Annotated in this window: 15 protein-coding genes and 1 riboswitch; of the genes, 7 read left to right on the top strand and 8 right to left on the bottom strand. The window is 57.9% G+C overall.

Going from position 1 to position 18595, the window contains the following annotated elements:
• The first annotated feature begins 96 nt into the window (after window positions 1–96).
• Complete coding sequence (locus ACWVX6_RS06775) at window positions 97–1392, top strand: M23 family metallopeptidase (RefSeq protein ID WP_455152712.1); 1296 nt, start codon at window positions 97–99, stop codon at window positions 1390–1392.
• Between the two features lie 62 nt (window positions 1393–1454).
• Here ACWVX6_RS06775 and ACWVX6_RS06770 read toward each other — a convergent pair whose 3' ends face one another.
• The 8 genes from ACWVX6_RS06770 to proB form a co-directional block, all read right to left on the bottom strand.
• On the bottom strand, window positions 1455–3239 hold the full coding sequence (locus ACWVX6_RS06770) for a Na/Pi cotransporter family protein (protein ID WP_118729736.1): 1785 nt from the start codon (window positions 3237–3239) through the stop codon (window positions 1455–1457).
• A gap of 674 nt (window positions 3240–3913) precedes the next feature.
• Window positions 3914–5182 (bottom strand): diaminopimelate decarboxylase, encoded by a 1269-nt coding sequence (locus ACWVX6_RS06765; protein ID WP_455152711.1) that lies wholly within the window; start codon window positions 5180–5182, stop codon window positions 3914–3916.
• 29 nt (window positions 5183–5211) lie between these two features.
• Complete coding sequence (locus ACWVX6_RS06760) at window positions 5212–5445, bottom strand: DUF3006 domain-containing protein (protein WP_118360203.1); 234 nt, start codon at window positions 5443–5445, stop codon at window positions 5212–5214.
• 154 nt (window positions 5446–5599) lie between these two features.
• Window positions 5600–7096, bottom strand: coding sequence for a sodium/proline symporter PutP (gene putP / locus ACWVX6_RS06755; protein ID WP_455152710.1), 1497 nt, complete (start codon window positions 7094–7096; stop codon window positions 5600–5602).
• 161 nt (window positions 7097–7257) lie between these two features.
• On the bottom strand, window positions 7258–8475 hold the full coding sequence (locus ACWVX6_RS06750) for a cation:proton antiporter (protein WP_455152709.1): 1218 nt from the start codon (window positions 8473–8475) through the stop codon (window positions 7258–7260).
• Between the two features lie 50 nt (window positions 8476–8525).
• Window positions 8526–8618: riboswitch (Fluoride riboswitch) on the bottom strand.
• A gap of 41 nt (window positions 8619–8659) precedes the next feature.
• Complete coding sequence (locus tag ACWVX6_RS06745) at window positions 8660–9265, bottom strand: CYTH domain-containing protein (protein ID WP_455152708.1); 606 nt, start codon at window positions 9263–9265, stop codon at window positions 8660–8662.
• A complete protein-coding gene (locus ACWVX6_RS06740; RefSeq protein ID WP_455152707.1) occupies window positions 9265–10512 on the bottom strand; it encodes a glutamate-5-semialdehyde dehydrogenase in 1248 nt (415 codons plus the stop codon). The genes ACWVX6_RS06745 and ACWVX6_RS06740 overlap by 1 nt, the downstream gene beginning before the upstream one ends.
• A 123-nt stretch (window positions 10513–10635) precedes the next feature.
• Window positions 10636–11436 carry a glutamate 5-kinase gene (gene proB, locus ACWVX6_RS06735; RefSeq protein ID WP_455152706.1) on the bottom strand — a complete coding sequence of 267 codons (801 nt, stop codon included), beginning with the start codon at window positions 11434–11436 and terminating at the stop codon, window positions 10636–10638.
• A gap of 287 nt (window positions 11437–11723) precedes the next feature.
• Here proB and ACWVX6_RS06730 point away from each other — a divergent pair, with 287 nt between their 5' ends.
• The 6 genes from ACWVX6_RS06730 to ACWVX6_RS06705 are packed head-to-tail and all read left to right on the top strand — an operon-like array spanning window position 11724 to window position 18410.
• Entirely contained in the window at window positions 11724–12035 is a 312-nt protein-coding gene (locus ACWVX6_RS06730) for a cell division protein ZapA (protein WP_161274065.1), read from the top strand.
• On the top strand, window positions 12032–14065 hold the full coding sequence (locus ACWVX6_RS06725; protein WP_455152705.1) for a DUF3656 domain-containing U32 family peptidase: 2034 nt from the start codon (window positions 12032–12034) through the stop codon (window positions 14063–14065). Before ACWVX6_RS06730 ends, ACWVX6_RS06725 begins: the two co-directional genes overlap by 4 nt.
• Window positions 14065–14625 (top strand): Maf family protein, encoded by a 561-nt coding sequence (locus ACWVX6_RS06720; RefSeq protein ID WP_161274067.1) that lies wholly within the window; start codon window positions 14065–14067, stop codon window positions 14623–14625. Before ACWVX6_RS06725 ends, ACWVX6_RS06720 begins: the two co-directional genes overlap by 1 nt.
• A 60-nt stretch (window positions 14626–14685) precedes the next feature.
• Window positions 14686–15531, top strand: coding sequence for a rod shape-determining protein MreC (gene mreC, locus ACWVX6_RS06715; RefSeq protein WP_158575062.1), 846 nt, complete (start codon window positions 14686–14688; stop codon window positions 15529–15531).
• 3 nt (window positions 15532–15534) lie between these two features.
• Window positions 15535–16047, top strand: a complete 513-nt coding sequence (mreD, locus tag ACWVX6_RS06710; RefSeq protein WP_455152704.1) for a rod shape-determining protein MreD — start codon at window positions 15535–15537, stop codon at window positions 16045–16047.
• 26 nt (window positions 16048–16073) lie between these two features.
• Window positions 16074–18410, top strand: a complete 2337-nt coding sequence (locus ACWVX6_RS06705; protein ID WP_455152703.1) for a penicillin-binding transpeptidase domain-containing protein — start codon at window positions 16074–16076, stop codon at window positions 18408–18410.
• The last annotated feature ends 185 nt before the right edge of the window (window positions 18411–18595 follow it).

Genomic DNA, 18595 nt, shown 5'->3' with positions numbered 1-18595 from the left:
CTTCGCTCCCTGAAATGGGTATTCTTGGTGCTGTTACCAAACTGTAACCATTGAAAGGAGTGAATATGGCGCACATCATTCCGCCATACTACCATCATGCGAAACCTGTTATCTTTTGTTTTGGGCGTGATTTCACGCCTGCTCTACCTGCTTCTGCGGCTCATCCTGCTGCTCGACCGCACGATCTGCCGCGTATACGACCTGCCGGTCTGGAGCCGGTTTGCCGGTGTTCTGCGGCAGGCAGGCCGCCGCCGTTCGGTCTGTGCGCTGAGCGCATTCGGGCTGCTGTTCCTGCTGCCTGCTCTGCTGCTGACCAGGCCGGGCACGCTGCTGCTTGCGGACGGTCAGCCGCTCGGTGTCATCGAGGACAGCGCAACGCTGCTGAACGCGGTAAACGCGGTTGAATCCAGCGCATCCGCCGTTTCCGGCACGGACTATTACCTGCCGCTGCGCCTGCAGGCCAAACCGGTGCGGACAGCCGCTCCCCTGCTGACGCAGGAGGAACTCGAGCGCAATCTCATCACTGCCAGCGGCGATCTGGACACGCTTGCCATTATTTCGGTGGACGGCAAACAGACCGCCATTGCCGCCGATACGGACGGCGCGCAGGCCGCGCTCGACCGGATCAAGGCCGCGTACACGACAGCGGCAGACGAAAACGTACACTTCCTGCAGACCGTCCGCGTGGACAAGGCCGTTGCGCCAGCCGCGCTTGCAGAGACCGATTCCGCGCTGTATGATACCCTGTCGCAATGCCTTGACGTGACTGCGACCCGCGCCGTCACCTACACCGAGCAGATTCCGTTCGACACCGTGACGCAGGAGAACGAAAATCAGGACCAGACCTACCGCGAGACCGTCCAGCAGGGCTGTGCGGGTACAGCGCAGGTCACCGCCGAGATTGAAACCGTGGACGGCGAGGAGCGCACGCGCACCATCCTTGCGCGCACCGTGCTCCGGCAGGCCACCGACGAAATTGTCGAGGTCGGCACGCGCAATGTCGGCATCGGCACCGGAGAATTTGCCGTGCCGCTGAACAGCTACACGTTCACCTCGGCATTCAAGTACCGCTGGGGCCGCCTGCACGGTGGCGTAGATCTCGCCGTGGACGAAGGCACGCCGGTCTATGCCGCGGATAACGGCAAGGTCATCGTTGCAGAGGACTCCGGCAACGGCTACGGGAGCTATATCATCCTCGACCACCGGAACGGCTTCAAGACGCTGTACGGGCATAATTCACAGCTGCTCGTGTCGGTCGGCGATGTGGTCAGCAAGGGCGATAAAATCGCGCTTTCCGGCAATACCGGCAACTCCACCGGCCCGCATCTGCATTTTGAGGTGCAGGTGAATGATGAAAAGGTCGATCCCCAGCAGTATGTCAGCCTCGAATGACCGCCGCAATCATTTTCCATTCTCAATCAAAAAGAGATTGGCACAAGCCAATCTCTTTTTGATTACTCCATCGCCTCGACTTCATCAATCTTGGTGAGGTACTTATTCTGATAGAATTTGAGCTTCTCCGCGAACTGCGGGGTCTCCTTATATGCCTGCTTGACGTAGGCGTGCGTATCAAACTCGGCTGCGCCCTCCGCCAGCTGGATGGTATAAATGGCGATATTCGAGCAGTGGTCGCTGATCTTCTCAAGGTCATGCACAATATCCAGGAAGTGGATACCGGTCTGCATGGTGCACTCGTTCCGGCCCAGACGCTCGATGTGGCGGCTCTTGAGACGCTCCTTCATCGTATCCACGACTTCTTCCAGCGGCTCGACCATACGGGCGGTCGAAACAGCCTGATTGTCATAGCCGTCAACGGTCATGTCGAGCACCTCGGCAACCGCTTCGCACATGGTGCGCAGTTCCTGCATCGCACTCGGCGAGAAGGACAGACCGGCCTCACGGAACTCGTCGGCACGCTCGAAGATGTTCTGCGCATAGTCGCCGATCTTCTCAAAATCAGACAGCGAGTGCATCATCTCGGCCATCTGACGGCGCTGATCGACCGAACGGATGTTGTGGATGGTGGTCAGGTAACGGCCAATCTCAACCTCTGCACGGTCGAGGAAGGCCTCGTGCTCGTGGAAGATCTCCTCGTTTGCAGCCGCGCCGCCGAACAGCGGGTCGGTTGCCAGATGGAAATTCTGCTTGGCAGTGTCGCCCATGTCAGCAATGCAGCGCTGTGCCTGATCGAGTGCCAGGGACGGCGTGGTCAGGAAGCGAGGCTCCAGCTTTGCCAGCGGGTCCTCCTGCGTCTCCTCTGCGGGCACGCTCGCCGTTGCCAGCTTGACCAGCAGACCGGTGAACGGCAGGAACAGCACCGTACAGGTGAGGTTGAACAGCGTATGGAAGTTTGCGATGCCGCCCTTGTCGATTGCGTTATCCCAGAAAGAGAAACCAACCGTGTACTGAATCGCATAAATGCCGATCAGGAACAGGATGGAGCCGATCAGGTTGAAGTAGAAGTGTACCATCGCGGTACGGCGGGCATTCTTGGAGCCGCCCACCGAGGACAGGAATGCGGTGATACAGGTACCGATGTTCTGACCGAGGATGATCGGGATAGCAGCCGAATAGGTGATCGCACCCGTAGTGGACAGCGCCTGCAGAATACCAACCGATGCGGAGGACGACTGGATGATCGCGGTAACGCCCGCGCCGACCAGCACGCCAAGCACCGGATTGGAGATAGCAGCGAACAGATCCGCGAACTGCGGCAGATCAGCCAGCGGTGCAACCGCGCCCTCCATGACCGACATGCCGATGAACAGAATACCGAAGCCGGTGAAGATATCCGCGATATCGCGGGTACGGCGCTTTTTTGCAATCATCATAATGATTACGCCGACAAGTACGATGATATATGCCAGATTCTTCGGCTTGAGCAGATCCATGAACAGGCTGCCGCTGCCCTCGCCGCCGGACAGACGCAGGATCTGCGCGGTAATCGTGGTACCGATGTTGGCACCGAGGATAACGCCGACCGACTGCTTGAGCGTCATGATACCGGCGTTTACAAAGCCGACAACCATAACGGTCGTTGCGGACGAAGATTGAATGACCATGGTAACGACCATGCCCATCAGCAGAGCAGTAACGACATTGCCCGTCATTTTTTCAAGCGTTTTCTCCAGTTTAGAGCCTGCTGCGCGCTCCAAACCCTTTCCCATTGTCGTCATACCGTAGATGAACAGCGCAAGACCGCCGATCATCTGCACGATTGACAGCACATCAAAATCCATATGCTTCCTCCCGTTTTGTTACATAATCATTTTCATTATTTCTTCACAATTCGCATACATTTTAATTATATGGTTTTTACATGGTACTGTCAATAAAAATTGCGTTAATACGCAGGCTTTACACATATTTAACATTGGTTTGCCTACCCGGCAGGGGCACAAGAGGGTAGACACCTGCGGTTTCCACCCTCTGATTTTCACCCCTTTCCCTTTGGGATAGCACGGCGAAATTTGCAGAACTGAGACTATAAAGGAACGGCAGAGGATTTTTCTTCCGTAGGGGCGGACCAATGTGTCCGCCCATTCCCCTACCTCTATGCAATGCCAGATACATTACTGCTACACATATGGTTTACTCTACGCAGGCGCGACACAAGGTGAATTGCCCGAAGGGCAAGAGAAGGTCCTCTGGAGGATACCCGTGTCGCGCAACTCGTTGGCTCGTTATTACGGACGGCACCTACGAATATAATCCATTAATATCATTTAACAACTATCCGTAGGGCGGGGTGCCCTCACCCCGCCGTTCCCCAATACCCCCCTTATGTTAAACCCAACCGGAGACATTGTTTCATCTGTACGTTCATTTTCCATTCTCCATTTTCAATCCTCAATTACTCCACAGAACGCAAAAAAGGACCCGAAACGGGTCCTTTTCTGTATGCGTAAGGCTCTTACTTAATATTATCAAACAGTCCGGTAAAATCAAACGTTGCAAAGTAGTCCTTCGGGGTCTCTGCGCGGCGGATCATCTCTACCGAGCCGTCCTCGCACAGCAGCAGCTCTGCGGAGCGCAGCTTTGCGTTGTAGTTATAGCCCATCGAGAAGCCGTGCGCGCCGGTATCGTGGATATAAACGTAATCGCCGATGTCGATCTGCGGCAGATTGCGGTCAACGGCAAACTTGTCGTTATTTTCGCACAGACCGCCGGTCACGTCGTAGGTATGATCGCACAGCGCGTTTTCCTTGCCGAGCACGGTGATATGGTGGTATGCGCCGTACATCGCCGGACGCATGAGGTTTGCTGCACAGGCGTCCAGACCGGCATACTCCTTATAGGTATGCTTCTGGTGGATGCACTGGGCAACCAGAGCGCCGTAAGGGCCAAGGATGAAGCGGCCCATCTCGGTGTAGATGGCAACATCGTCCATGCCGGCCGGAACAAGAACCTCGTCGTAAGCCTGATGTACGCCTTCACCGATGGCCATAATGTCATTCGGCTCCTGCGACGGACGGTACGGAATGCCTACGCCGCCGGACAGGTTGATAAACGCGATATGCACGCCGGTCTCCTTCTGCACGTCAACCGCCAGCTGGAACAGGATGCGTGCCAGTGCCGGATAGTACTCATTGGCAACCGTGTTGGAGGCGAGGAATGCGTGAATGCCGAAATGCTTAACACCCTTTTGCTTCATGTACTTGAACGCCTCGACCAGCTGCTCGCGGGTCATGCCGTACTTGGCCTCCTGCGGGGTATCCATGATGGAGTTGTTCAGCACGAAGTCACCGCCCGGATTGAAGCGGCAGGACATGGTCTCCTTCCAGTCGCCTACTACCTTGTCGTAGAAATCGAGGTGGGTAATATCATCGAAGTTGATGATGGTGTTCAGGTCGGATGCGAGCTTGTAGTCCTCTGCCGGAGTGACGTTGGAGGAGAACATGATGTCATGCTCCTTTACGCCGCACACATCGCTGAGCTGCAGCTCAGGCAGGCTGGAGCAGTCACAGCCAAAGCCTTCCTCATGCAGAATCTGGATGAGGCGCGGGTTCGGCGTCGCCTTGACAGCGAAGTATTCCTTGTAGCCCGGGTTCCACGCAAATGCTTCCTTTACCTTGCGGGCGTTCTCGCGGATCGCCTTCTCATCGTAAATGTAGAACGGAGTCGGATAGGTTTTGGTGATCTCCTGCACTTGCTGGAGCGTCAAAAAGGGTTTCTTTTCCATTGGTGTTCGCCTTTCCTTTACTGGGGTATTCAATCAGTATTCTTACCGAGAATTCGCTCAAATCGACGGCGCATATCGTTTTCCATGCGCTGGGTCTCGATCTCGTCGATATCAACGATACGGTCGTCCTTGATGATGACCACCATGCCCTCGCACAGCATTGCCGGTGCATCGGCACGGTCGAAATTCACCATTTCGCCGTTTACTTCAACGACTACGGAATCGCCTTCAAAACGGTCTACAATTCCGGTCTGCTTTGTCATAGCAGTCTCCTCCTCGCCTCATTGATTCCGGGCGGTACCACATCGGGTATTCCCTTTACTTACATTACTTACTCTTAAGGCAATATCGCATAATTGAACAGGAGCGATTTGCGAATAAATTTTGCGGTGCTGCCTTAACTTCCGCTTTTGCAGATTACTCTACGCAGTGATGGTAGGAATCGAACTCATCGGTCACTGCCTTGGTCGGTGCCGGCGTCAGCAGGCTGACAACAACGATAGCAAGCAGACCGAATACAAAGCCCGGCACGATCTCATACAGATCGAAGATGCCGCCGGACAGCTGCGCCCATACCAGATCGACCACGCCGCCGACGATAATGCCGGCATACGCACCCTGCTTGTTCGTGCGTCTCCAGAACAGCGAACACAGAACCAGCGGACCGAAGGCAGAGCCGAAGCCGCCCCATGCGTAGGATACCAGACCAAGGATGGTGCTGTTCTGGTTGGTTGCGATCAAAACAGCGATAATTGCTACCGCCATAACGCAGCCGCGGGAGACCCACATCAGCTCCTTCTCGCTTGCGTTTTTGTGAATCTTGTTGTGGTAGAAGTCCTCGGTCAGCGCAGATGCGGTAACCAGCAGCTGACTGTCCGCAGTGGACATGATGGCTGCCAGAATAGCCGACAGGAAGATACCGGCGATGAATACCGGGAAGATCTTCGCCACCATGCTGATATAGATGGTCTCCTGGTTGCCGTCGGTCAGGACAATGCTGTCACCGAGGAACATACGGCCGGAAACGCCAATCATGATAGCTGCGGTCAGCGAGATAAGCACCCATACCGTAGCAATGCGTCGGGATTTCTTGATCGCCTGCGGGGACGAAATACCCATGAAACGGACAAGAATATGCGGCTGACCAAAGTAGCCGAGACCCCATGCGAGCAGAGAGATAATGCCCATTGCAGTATACGGCACGCCGGTCGCACCGTCAACGAACATATTCAGGAAGTGCGGATTGAACGCTTCCACCTGCGAGAAGAACTCGGTCGGGCCGCCCATCGAGAAGATAGCGATGGTCGGAACCGCGAGCACGCAGAAAAACATCAGAATGCCCTGGAAGAAGTCGGTCCAGCAAACGGCGAAAAAGCCGCCCGCAAACGTATACGAGATAACGACCACCGCACCGATCACCAGCGAAACCAGATACGGAATGCCGAATACGGACGAGAACAGCTTCGCGCAGGACACAAAGCCGGACGCGGTGTAGAACAGGAAAAACACCAGAATGAACACCGCTGCAATAACCGAAATCCAGCCGCTTTCATCGTGGAAACGGTTTTTGAAGAACTGCGGCAGCGTAATCGCGTCGTCTGCGGTCTTGGTGTACTGGCGCAGACGCTTGGCAACGAACAGCCAGTTAAGGTAAGTGCCGATTGCCAGACCAATGGCGATCCAGCCTGCGGAAATACCGGACAGGTACGCCGCACCCGGCAGGCCCATCAGCAGCCAGCCGGACATGTCGGACGCCTGTGCGCTCAGGCCGGTTACCCACGAGCCAAGCTGTCGGCCGCCCAGAAAATACTCATTTGTCGTGCGGTTTTTGCCGACGAAATACATGCCTATGCAGAGCATAAAGATCAGGTAACAGCAGAATGCCGCTATTGTGATTATGCTGTCGAAAGTCATATGTTTTACCCTCCTAAAATTTCACTTTAATTATACACGGAAACGTGCAATTTTGCAAGATTTCACGAAGGAAATTGCATCTTTAGCGAAAAATATACACTTTGCACAATTTTCTGCCAAGAAAAATGACAGCAGTTATCACAAACGCACCCAACATATCCTCATTCTGCAATATCGGACGAGTTCTCCTGCATGAGAAGGTGTCCGGCGGTACGGTCGATGCCAATGGCGCCGAGCGGCGCGGTAATCAGGATGGCGAGCACCGCCACCGAAAGCACCAGCTGTCCGCATGGCAGACCCATCGACAGCGGCACCGAGCCGATGGCCGCCTGCACGGTTGCCTTCGGCAGATAGGCGATGACGCAGAACAGGCGCTCCTTTCGGTTCAGCCCGGTACCGAGCATACAGATGCTCACGCCGACCGCGCGGAACACGAGCGCAAGTGCGATCATGAGCACAGCGGCTGCACCGGCCTGTGCCGCGCAGCGGATATCCACAGCCGCGCCGACCAGCACGAAAAGAATCGCTTCGGCAGCGATCCACAGCTTGCCGAACTTGGCGGACAGACGTTTGGTGACTTTTTCCGGACTTTTGATCTTGAGGACGCACGCCATGCTCATAACGGCCAGCAGTCCGGACACGGACACGATGCCCTTGAGCCAGGTCTCCACCGCCATCAGCAGGAACGACAGTCCGAGAATCAGGATTACCTTGGTACTGTTGCGGACGTAACAGCCATGCCGGTACGCGGTTTCAAGGAACAGGTGCAGCAGCAGACCGACAGCCGCGCCGAGCGCCACGCCGAGCACAATGGAAATCGGGATGTTCACGAAATCCATCATGTTGGCACTGCCGCCCTGTGCCATACCGACAAAGGTCGAGAACAGCACGATCACATAAATATCGTCGCAGGACGCGCCCGCCAGTATCATCTGCGGAATGCCCTGCCCTGTTCCCCGCTTTTCTTCCATCAGCTGTAGCATTCTCGGCACAACCACCGCCGGAGATACCGCGCCGAGCACGGCACCCATGACGGCCGCTTCTATCCGGTTAATGCCCAGAATGTGCGGCGCGAGCAGAAAAAACGCCAGAATCTCACAGCTTGCAGGCACGCACGCCATCATGACCGCCGGACGTCCCACCCGCTTGAGGTCGGACAAATCGAGTGACAGACCCGCTTTAATTAAAATAATGATAAGCGCCATCTGCCGCAGCTCGGACGAGATGGACAAAATGGAATCGTCCAGCCAGTTCAGCACATACGGGCCTATCAGAATGCCCGAGAGCAGCATACCGATGATGCGCGGCAGACCGATCCGGCTGCACAGCGCCGCCGCAGCCAGACCGAGCAGAAATACGAGTGCGAGTGAAGTAAGCATAATTTTTTCCTCCCCAAAACGCAGAAAAGCCGATGGCATCTGCGCAGAAATAGTACGCAGAAGTCATCAGCTTTAAGTCTAAAAAAGTCTAAAAAAGCGGTTTAGGGTATTACCCAAGGGAGAACCTCATTCCCCTGTTGCAGTTCCCATTATACTGTATAGGAGCCGTCTTGTAAAGCGAAATTTACAGCGCCATCGCTCTCGCCAGCTTGCTGGTCGGCTCAACCACGAGGTCAAGCTGCTGCGCCAGCTCTGCGGCAAGCGCGTGGAAGGTATCCTCGCTGCCTGCGACATACTCCAGTTCGATCTCGCACAGCGGCGCCGATTTACCGTTATGACGCAGTTCGCCTTCGTCAAGCGCCATTTCGCACACGGTATCGCCCTCCTGCAGCAGCACCGCACACCGGCGGAACGAAACCGTGCAGATTTCCTGCAGGTCGGCTGCCAGCGCCCGCTCGCACAGGTCGTTCGGTGCACCAAGTTCGGGCAAACGGCGCAGACCGTCAAGCAGAGAGACCGCCTCGCACTGGTACTCCTCGTGGGCACGCATGCCGTCCGGCGTATCCGTGTTGCGCAGCTTCATGCAGCACACGCTGCGGTCGTTCTCGCGGCGCAGACGCAGTGCCGCCTGATGTTTCTTCAGCAGTCCGTCCGCCGTGTCAAAATAGCTGGATTCCATGTTGATGGTTCGGCTCTGGCTGCCAATCCGCGAGGAAGCCCATAGCAGCGCCTGACCGAGCAGCTTCTCGTCGGCACGCCACTTGTATTCCTTCTCCATCGTTTTATCCATTATCGCACCTGTCCGTTTCCGTAAATGATATACTTGGTGGTGGTGAGCGCGGTCAGACCCATCGGACCGCGTGCGTGCAGCTTCTGGGTAGAAATGCCGATTTCAGCGCCGAAGCCGAACTCAAAGCCGTCGGTAAAGCGCGTAGACGCATTGACATAGACAGCCGCCGCGTCCACTTCCTCGAGGAATCGCTGCGACGCATCATAATCGCGGGTGACGATGCACTCCGAGTGACCGGTGTTAAAGCGGTTGATGTGGTCAATGGCCTCGTCGAGCGAATCGACCACCTTGCACGAAATCTCGTAGCCGAGGTATTCTCTGCCGTAATCCTCATCGGTCGCGGGCGCAATGCTGTCACCGAGGATACTCATCGTGCGCGGACAGCCGTGGATGGCTACATGGTCGGGCGCAAGGCCCTCTGCCGCCATCGGCAGGAATTTCTCCGCAACGTCCTTGTGGACGAGCAGACTTTCCGCCGCATTGCATACGCTCGGGCGCTGACACTTGGCGTTGACCAGAATGTTCTTCGCCATCTCGAGGTCGGCGGTCGCATCAACGTAAACGTGGCAGTTGCCCGTGCCGGTCTCGATGACGGGCACGGTCGCGTTCATGACAACCGAGCGGATCAGTCCTGCGCCGCCGCGCGGAATCAGCACATCGAGATAGCCGTTGAGCTTCATCATCTGGGTTGCGGTGTCGCGGCTGGTGTCCTCCACCAGATTGATGGCGTTCTCCGGCAGACCCTCGGCCGCCAGTGCCTCGCGCATCAGTCTGGTCAGGCACATGGAGGACTGGAACGCCTCCTTGCCGCCGCGCAGAATGCACGCCGAACCCGCCTTGAAGCACAGCACAGCCGCATCCACGGTAACGTTCGGGCGAGCCTCGTAGATAATACCGATCACACCCATCGGCACGCGCTTCTGACCGATGTTCAGGCCGTTCGGACGCTTGTGCATCCAAAGTACCTCACCGACCGGGTCGGGCAGCGCCGCCACCTGACGGCAGCCTTCGGCAATGCCCGCAATGCGCTTTTCGTCCAGCATCAGACGGTCGATCAGGCCGTCGTTCAGACCTGCCGCTCTGCCGTTTTCAATATCAATCCTGTTTGCCGCGATGATCTCGTCCGCATGTGCCATCAGCGTGTCCGCAATGGCGAGAATGCCGCGGTTTTTGTCGTTCGTGCCGAGCTTCGCCACCGCGTACTTGGAGCGGCGGGCATCCTCAGCAATCTGCATAAGCGTTCTCATTTATATTCACCTCATAATCTGCACAATTTATCTTGTAGGGCGTGACGACCTCGGCACGCCGCTGTAAACCATCTGCAATTCGTTAGAAACGGCGCGCCGAGTCGTCGCGCCCTACGGTATACGTTAGCGTTCGCGTTGGAACAGGGTTCCAACCTCTTTACCGTCCACAATATCGTACAAAAGTCCCTGCTTATCGCCGTTGGCGACCATCATTGGAATGCCTGCGTCCATGCAAAGCTCTGCGGCGGTGATTTTGGTCGCCATGCCGCCCGTGCCGTGCGCGGAACCGGCGCCGCCCGCCATGCGGCGGATTTTTGCGTCGATCTTGCCGACGTGGTTAATCAGCTTGGCCTGCGGGTTGGTGCGCGGGTTGGAGTCGTACAGGCCGTCGATATCCGAGAAGATAACCAGCAGATCGGCATCGCACATGCGTGCCACGACTGCAGACAGCGTATCGTTATCACCAAAGTTCTCGATGTGCTTCAGCTCGGCAGTTGCAACCGTGTCGTTTTCGTTGATGATGGGCACAACGCCGATCTTGGTCAGCGCGGTAAACGTGTTATGAATGTTGGCGCGCTGGTCGTCATCGACGATATTCTCGCGCGTCAGCAGGATCTGCGCCACGTTGATGCCGTATTCCAGAAACATTTTGTCGTAAATGTGCATCAGCTCGCACTGTCCGACAGCCGCCGCCGCCTGCTTGACCGACAGCTCCTTCGGTCGCTCCGCCAGGCCGAGCTTTGCCGTGCCGACCGCCACCGCACCCGAGGATACGAGCACCATCTCGAAGCCGCGGTTCTGCAGGTCGCTGATCGTGCGTACCAGACGCTCGATACGGCGGATATTCGGCTTGCCGTTGTCATAAGTCAGCGTCGAGGAGCCGACCTTGACGACAATACGCCGGACCTCGTTCATGTTCAGCATAAAAATGACCTCCAAAAGATAACGTGGAAGCCTTTTCCCGGACTTCCGCCAATATACACATTTTATCACACTAAAACGCGCGAGACAAGCCGAACGCAAATCTTTTACACTTTATACACATTGTGAAAATTCTATACGGAGTTTTTTATCGTTTGCACAGAATTTTTGTTTCAAAACCTGTCATATTGTGCTATACTATATCTTATCTTCTTATGCCTATTCGAGCAGAGCCGCCTGTTTTCGGCTGCTCTGCCTGCACTATATTTAATGAAAGGAAGGGACCCGTTATGGCAAACCGCATGGTTCTTCATATTGCCGGTCAAAAATACAACCTGGTCTCCGACGAGAGCGCGGACTATATGCATGAGGTAGCCGAGCTGGCACGCCAGACCGTAGCGCACTGCGGCGGCTCGCCGTCGTTTGCGTCCACACGCGCGCTGGCACTGGCAACGGTCACGCTGGCGGATGATTACATCAAGGCCAAGTCTGCCGCCGAAGCCGCTGAGGCAAAATGCCGTGCCCTCGAAGCCGAGCTTGCCGCACTGCGCGACCGGCAGGCGCAGAATAACGGCAAGCACCCGAATCACAACCGCAAATGAGGAATAAAGTAGAACTTCTTGCTCCCGCCGGTTCGCCGGAGGGCATTCGCGCCGCTGTGCAGTCCGGTGCAGGCGCGGTCTATATGGGCTTCGGCATGTTCAACGCACGCCGCAACGCACAGGGCTTTTCGCATGACGAGATGGCGGACGCCATCGCCTACTGCCGCGCACGCGACGTAAAAACCAATATCACGCTCAACATTCTTGCCGGCGACCGCGAGCTTGAGGATGCACTCGAGGACGCAAAGTTCCTGTACGAAGCAGGCGCGGACGCACTCATCATTCAGGATCTGGGGCTGGCGCGGCTCATCCACGCACACGCACCGGATTTCGCGCTGCACGCCTCCACGCAGATGACCATTCACACGCTCGATGCAGCAAAGCAGGCGCGCGACATCGGCTTTTCGCGCGTAGTGCTCAGCCGGGAATGCTCCCGCGAGGAGATCAAACTCATCACCGAGCAGGCCGGTGTCGAGACCGAGGTGTTCGTGCACGGTGCGCTGTGCATGTGCTACTCGGGTCAGTGCTATCTGTCCGCCGTGATCGGTCAGCGCTCGGGCAACCGCGGTCTGTGTGCACAGCCGTGCCGCCTGCCGTACAGCGTCGGCTATCCGCTGTCGCTCAAGGATCTTATGCTCGCCGGACATGTTGCCGAGCTTTCCGACTGGGGTGTGTCCTCGCTCAAGATCGAGGGCCGCATGAAGCGTCCGGAGTACGCCGCTATTGTAACCAAGGTCTACTCCGATCTGCTCCGTGAGCACCGCAGACCGACCGCCGAGGAGCGCGACATTCTGCGCCGCGTGTTCTCGCGCGACGGCTTCACCGACGGCTACTACACCGGCAAACTGGGCAACAGCATGTTCGGCACCAAGACCGATGTGCCGATGAACGAGGTAAAGAAACTCTATGACGAGGCCGCGCATCGCTTTGCCGAGGGCAAGGAGGCGCCGCTCGTGCCGGTTTCCCTCTGCTTTACCGCCCGCAAGGACACCGGCGCGGTGCTCAGCGCGGACGGCGTTTCGGTCGTCATGCCGGTGGAGCAGGCGCAGAACCGCCCGACCACACCGGAGATGATCGAAAAATCGCTCAGAAAGACCGGCGGCACGCCGTTTTATATTGAGAATATGCGTATCGAGGTGCAGGACGGCCTGATGATCCCGGCGTCCGTGATGAACGGCATGCGCCGCGACGCACTCGACCTTCTGCTGGCAAAACGCGGCGTTGCGCCCTCCCGCGACTGGCTGCACGGCAGCGTGCTGCCGCGCGACGACGAGGCCGCTGCCCGCGAGGGCTTCCGCGGCTACACCGCAGCCGTGCGCACCAAGGCGCAGGCAGATGCGCTGCGCGAGCTTGGTCTGGAGACCGTTTACGTCCCGCTTGAAGTTGCAGCGCAGACCGGACTGCCCGCCATCCTGCCGCGCGTGTTCTCGGACAACGAGCAGCCGCAGATCGAGATGCTGCTCGGCGAAGCCATGAGCCGAGGAACCGACACGGTTCTCGCAGGAAACATCGGCCACATCCCGCTTGCCAAGCGGCTTGGCTTTACCGTGCACGGCGATTTCGGTCTGAACGCCTACAACAGCAAAACGCTGAGTGCGCTGGCTGAAATGGGCGTTTCCCGCCAGACGCTTTCGTTCGAGGCTCGTCTGGCGCAGATTCGAGATATGCGCGGCCCGCTCGAGACCGACCTGATCGTCTACGGCCGTCTGCCGCTGATGATCTTTGAAAACTGCGCCATTCGCCGTCAGCACGGCGGCAAGTGCTCGTGCCAGAACGGCGTGACGTACCTCACCGACCGCCGCAAGGAGCGTTTCCCGCTGCTGAACGAATTCGGCTGCCGCAACACGCTGCTGAACAGCCGTCCGCTGTGTCTGCGCGAGGATTTCGCCCGCCTGGGCATACAGACCGCGCGTCTGCAGTTCACCATCGAATCGCCCGAGGAATGTGCACGGATTGCCCGCGCGTTCCTGTCCGGCGCACCGCTGGACGGCGAATTTACCAACGGATTATATAAAAGAGGAGTCGAATAATGGAGATCGTTTTAGCGTCCGCTTCGCCGCGGCGCAGGGAGCTTCTGAGCCTTATCACCGAACACTTTACGGTCTGCCCTGCCGATGCGGACGAAACCCTGCGGGATGCACCGCTCGGCGAGGAGGTCACCCGGCTTTCCCGCCTCAAGGCCGAGGCTGTGCAGGCGCAGCACCCGAACGCCGTGTGCATCGGCTCGGATACCATGGTCACGATCGACGGACTGCGCCTCGGCAAGCCGAAGGACGCGGACGAGGCCGCTTCCATGCTCCGCCGTCTGCGCGGGCGCACTCACGAGGTGCTGACCGGACTTGCCGTGCTCACGCCGGACGGCGGGGCGCACACGCTGCACACCTGCACGCGCGTCACCTTCCGCGATTTTGCGGAGGACGAGCTTGCCGCCTACCTCGCCACCGGAGAGCCGCTCGACAAGGCCGGCGCCTACGGCATTCAGGGCCACGGCGCACTGCTCATCAAGGGCATCGAGGGCGACTATTACAGCGTCATGGGTCTGCCTGTGGCTCCGCTTTATACCATTCTGCGCGATATTCATGCGGTATAAGCCGCATTTACCTGCTGAAATTCCACATTTCAGTGCAACATTATGAAAGGAAGATTCGTTTTGCGACGACGTCATAAAGTCGGCTCTCCGCTCCTGATCGGTGCGGCAGTCGTCATTCTGCTGTGCATTCTCTCCGCAGTGTACAGCGGCATCAGCGGCAATTCCTCGCCGATCACGAGAGCCGCCGGTGCGGTTGTCCGGCCGTTTCAGCGGTTCGGCACCGGTGTCGGACACTTTTTCAGCAAGGGACTGGATTATTTCACCGAGTTTGATGCACTCAAGGCCGAGAATGAGCAGCTCAAGCAGCAGATCAGCGACAATGCACAGCTTGTGCGTGACGCACAGATCGCGCTCGAGGAAAACAACCAGCTGCGCTCTCAGCTTGGGCAGCCGGAGAACACCCGCACCACCACCACAGTCAGCGCCGAGGTCATCGCCCGCAGTCCGGGCGACTGGGCGGATACGCTGACGCTGGACAAGGGCAGCTCGAGCGGCGTCAACAAGGACGATCTTGTAACGACCGTAGACGGCATGCTCGGCTTTGTCAGCGAGGTGACCGACAACACATGCGAGGTGACTTCCATCACCGACCCGAAAATGCAGTGCGGCGCGCTTGTCACCCGCACGCGCGAGACCGCCATTGCGGAGGGCGACTATAACCTGATGACACGCGGTGCGCTTCGCCTGTCCTATCTGCGCGAGGACTCCAAGGTGGTCGTCGGCGATACGGTCGAGACCTCGGGACGCGGCGGTGTATTCCCCAAGGGCATCCTCATCGGCACGGTGGAAAGCGTGCAGCCGGAGGAAAGCGGCCTGTCGTACTACGCGGTCATCAAGCCGTTTGTCAGCGTGGACAGCGTTTCCTCGGTTTCCATCATCACCGAATACACGGACACAGCGGAGTAAGCCATGCAGAGAGAACATATTTCCATCCCGAAGCTGATCGTGTATGTGCTGTTTTCGGTGATTATCTTCGCGCTGCAGACCGGCACGTTCGGCGGCATGCGCATTTTCGGCTCTGCGGTCGATCTGCTGCCCGCACTCGTCACGGCAGCCGCGCTGCTCGGCGGTCCGGCGGAGGCGGCTGTTACCGGCGTAACGGTCGGCATCTGCTATGACCTCAGCTTCACCGGCGTGGACGGTCTCTATCCCCTGTTTTTCCTGCTGTTCGGCTATGCCGCCGGAAAGCTCTGCCAGAGACTGCTCACCCGCAATTACATTTCCATGCTCATCCTCACGACGTTTGAGTGTGTGCTGCTCGGTCTGCTGCGGTATCTCTTCTCGCTGATGCATGCTGGCGCGTCCTTCCTGATCGTCCTGCGGCAGCTTGCCGTCGGTACGGTGCTGACCTGCCTGTTCTGCTTTGTCGTTTACCTGCCGCTGCGCAGGCTCAGCGGCAAATCCCGTAAGCGCAGCCGCTGACCCTTTGCGGAAAGGAGCACTTCCCCATGTTAAATAAACCTCAACTGCTTCGCCGTCTGCTCGCGCTGTGCGGACTGCTGCTGCTGTGCAGCGGCGTGGCGCTCTCGCAGTTATTCCAGCTGCAGATTTTGAGCGGCGAAAAGTATGTCCGCCGCTCGGCGGAGTTTCTCACCACCACGTCTACGGTTTCCGCAGCCCGCGGTGAGATTCTCGACCGCTACGGCAGACCGCTCGTTACCAACAACACCGGCTTTTCGCTCGTGCTCATCTACTCGTCCTTCTGGGACGGCAACGACAAGCGGTTTGATACCCTGCTCGATCTGACGCACCGTATCCAGACCGCAGCCGTGGACGCGACCGCCAAGCAGAATGCCGCAAAGGCGGCTGCTGCCACCGATACCTCGAGTGACACCTCTGCGGATGCCGCAGACAGCACGGATACGTCCTCGGACACCCCGACCGACACCGCGCAGGCGGTTTCTGCGGACACGGCGGCGATTCCGTCCATCAACGACCGGCTGCCGATCACGCAGTCCGCGCCGTTCACCTACAACAGCGCATCGCTGACCGAATTGTCGGGTTATATGAAGGACAGCGCCAAGTCGCTCGGTCTGGATGCGGTTACGGCGGCCGTAGACGCTGCCAAGCAGGCGAGCGAGACCGACCCCAAGACCGACGAAAACGGCAGCATCATTGATCAGGCAGCGCAGGTGGATGCGACCAAGCTGGTCTCCCCGACCGAGTTTATCAATGCCATGCGCGCCTATATGGAGAAAAACCTCGGCATGCCGACCGATCTCTCGCTTGCGGACGCCCGCACGATGGTCGGCATCTATTACAGCATGCGCACGGTCGGCTTCAGCAATCAGGCGACCTACACGCTCGCGGACAATGTGCCGATGGACCTGATCGCCTATATCAAGGAGCACAGCGCGGATTTTCAGGGCATTGAAATCCAGAGCGAAGCCGTCCGCCAGTACGACACCGCCACCGCCGCGCACCTGCTCGGCACGATCGGCTCCCTGACCTCCGACGAGTGGAGTTCCGACAAAAACGGCGGCCCTTACAAGGACAAGGCAGGCTACCAGATGAGCGATCTCATCGGCAAGTCCGGTCTGGAGAGCGCGCTCGAGTCTTACCTGCACGGCACGGCAGGCTCCCGCACGGTGGAGACCGACCTTGGCGGTTCGGCTATTGCCGAGCAGACCACCGCTACGGCTCCCAAGCCGGGCGACAATGTTATCACCACGATTGACCTTGACCTGCAGGAAGTCGCCGAGAAATCGCTGGAAAGCAATCTGTCTGCCTACGGCAAGGGCGGCGCGGCTGTTGCGCTCGACCCGAACACGGGCGAGGTGCTCGCGATGGCGTCCTACCCGACCTACGACCTGGCAAACTACAACAAAAACTACGCCTCCATTCAGGCGGACAGCCGTCATCCGGAGGTAAACCGTGCAACCTCGGGTGTGTACCCGCCGGGCTCCACCTTTAAGATGGTGACCGCCATCGCGGGTCTGGAGGAAGGCATCATCTCCGGTGACACCTACGTTACCTGCACCGGCACCTACGAGTACGGCGGACAGACCTTCCGCTGCAACAACCACGACACGCCCATGACGCTCAACGTCACGGATGCGCTCAAATACTCGTGCAACACGTTCTTCTACACGGTCGGCCAGAAGCTGACCGGTGAGCACCTCGAGCAGTGGACTAAGAAGTTCGGTCTCGGCACGGCGACCGGCATCGAGGTCGGCGAAGCCACCGGTCAGGCAGCAGGCCCGGCCTATCGTGAACAGCAGCGCAAGGCCGACCCGGCGATCCGCGAATGGCAGGGCGGCGATGATCTGAACGCAGCGATCGGTCAGTCGGATAACGGCTTTACGCCGCTGCAGCTGGCAAACTATGTTTCCGCGATTGTAAACGGCGGCACGCTGTACAAGCCGACGCTCGTCAAAAGCATCAAAAGCTACGATTACAGCAGCTTCATGAAAACCGATGAATCCGAGGTGCTCGGCAAGATCGACATTTCGGATGCCACGCGCGAGCTTGTCATGCAGGGCATGAGCGAGGTTACCGACGAGGGCGGTACCGCAGGCAGCGTTTTCGCGGACTACCCCATCAAGGTCGGCGGCAAGACCGGTACGGCCGAGATGTTCGAGAACGGCGAGTCGTTCGACAACGGTCTGTTCATCGCGTTTGCGCCCTTTGACAACCCGCAGATCGTTATCTGCGTGGTCGGTGAAGGCGCAGGCCACGGCGCTTACGTTGCGCCGATCGTGCGTGATATGCTCGATGAGTATTTCTCTGTCGGCAAGTCGGACCGCGCAGCCTCCCGTCAGGCGGAGAACACCCTGATTCGATAAAACAATTGTAAGCGAAACTGCAGTTTCGCGGCAGCCTAAGCCCGGCAAATGTGATTTTGCCGGGTTTTTTCTTTCCAAACCCGGTGCCATTTGAAGTTTTCGTCAAAAAATTCGCGATGAACGCTTGTAAACCGTCCGCTGTTAGTTTATAATACACTTGTAGGCGAATCTGCAGATTTATGCAG

This window comes from Butyricicoccus sp. (assembly GCF_977037065.1).
This window is presented reverse-complemented; position numbering and strand designations above follow the sequence as displayed.

Coding starts and splice junctions, on each gene's coding strand:
- ACWVX6_RS06775 (WP_455152712.1), top strand. CDS start 97: ATGCGAAACCTGTTATCTTTTGTTTTGGGCGTGATTTCACGCCTGCTC.
- ACWVX6_RS06770 (WP_118729736.1), bottom strand. CDS start 3,239: ATGGATTTTGATGTGCTGTCAATCGTGCAGATGATCGGCGGTCTTGCG.
- ACWVX6_RS06765 (WP_455152711.1), bottom strand. CDS start 5,182: ATGGAAAAGAAACCCTTTTTGACGCTCCAGCAAGTGCAGGAGATCACC.
- ACWVX6_RS06760 (WP_118360203.1), bottom strand. CDS start 5,445: ATGACAAAGCAGACCGGAATTGTAGACCGTTTTGAAGGCGATTCCGTA.
- putP (WP_455152710.1), bottom strand. CDS start 7,096: ATGACTTTCGACAGCATAATCACAATAGCGGCATTCTGCTGTTACCTG.
- ACWVX6_RS06750 (WP_455152709.1), bottom strand. CDS start 8,475: ATGCTTACTTCACTCGCACTCGTATTTCTGCTCGGTCTGGCTGCGGCG.
- ACWVX6_RS06745 (WP_455152708.1), bottom strand. CDS start 9,265: ATGGATAAAACGATGGAGAAGGAATACAAGTGGCGTGCCGACGAGAAG.
- ACWVX6_RS06740 (WP_455152707.1), bottom strand. CDS start 10,512: ATGAGAACGCTTATGCAGATTGCTGAGGATGCCCGCCGCTCCAAGTAC.
- proB (WP_455152706.1), bottom strand. CDS start 11,436: ATGCTGAACATGAACGAGGTCCGGCGTATTGTCGTCAAGGTCGGCTCC.
- ACWVX6_RS06730 (WP_161274065.1), top strand. CDS start 11,724: ATGGCAAACCGCATGGTTCTTCATATTGCCGGTCAAAAATACAACCTG.
- ACWVX6_RS06725 (WP_455152705.1), top strand. CDS start 12,032: ATGAGGAATAAAGTAGAACTTCTTGCTCCCGCCGGTTCGCCGGAGGGC.
- ACWVX6_RS06720 (WP_161274067.1), top strand. CDS start 14,065: ATGGAGATCGTTTTAGCGTCCGCTTCGCCGCGGCGCAGGGAGCTTCTG.
- mreD (WP_455152704.1), top strand. CDS start 15,535: ATGCAGAGAGAACATATTTCCATCCCGAAGCTGATCGTGTATGTGCTG.
- ACWVX6_RS06705 (WP_455152703.1), top strand. CDS start 16,074: ATGTTAAATAAACCTCAACTGCTTCGCCGTCTGCTCGCGCTGTGCGGA.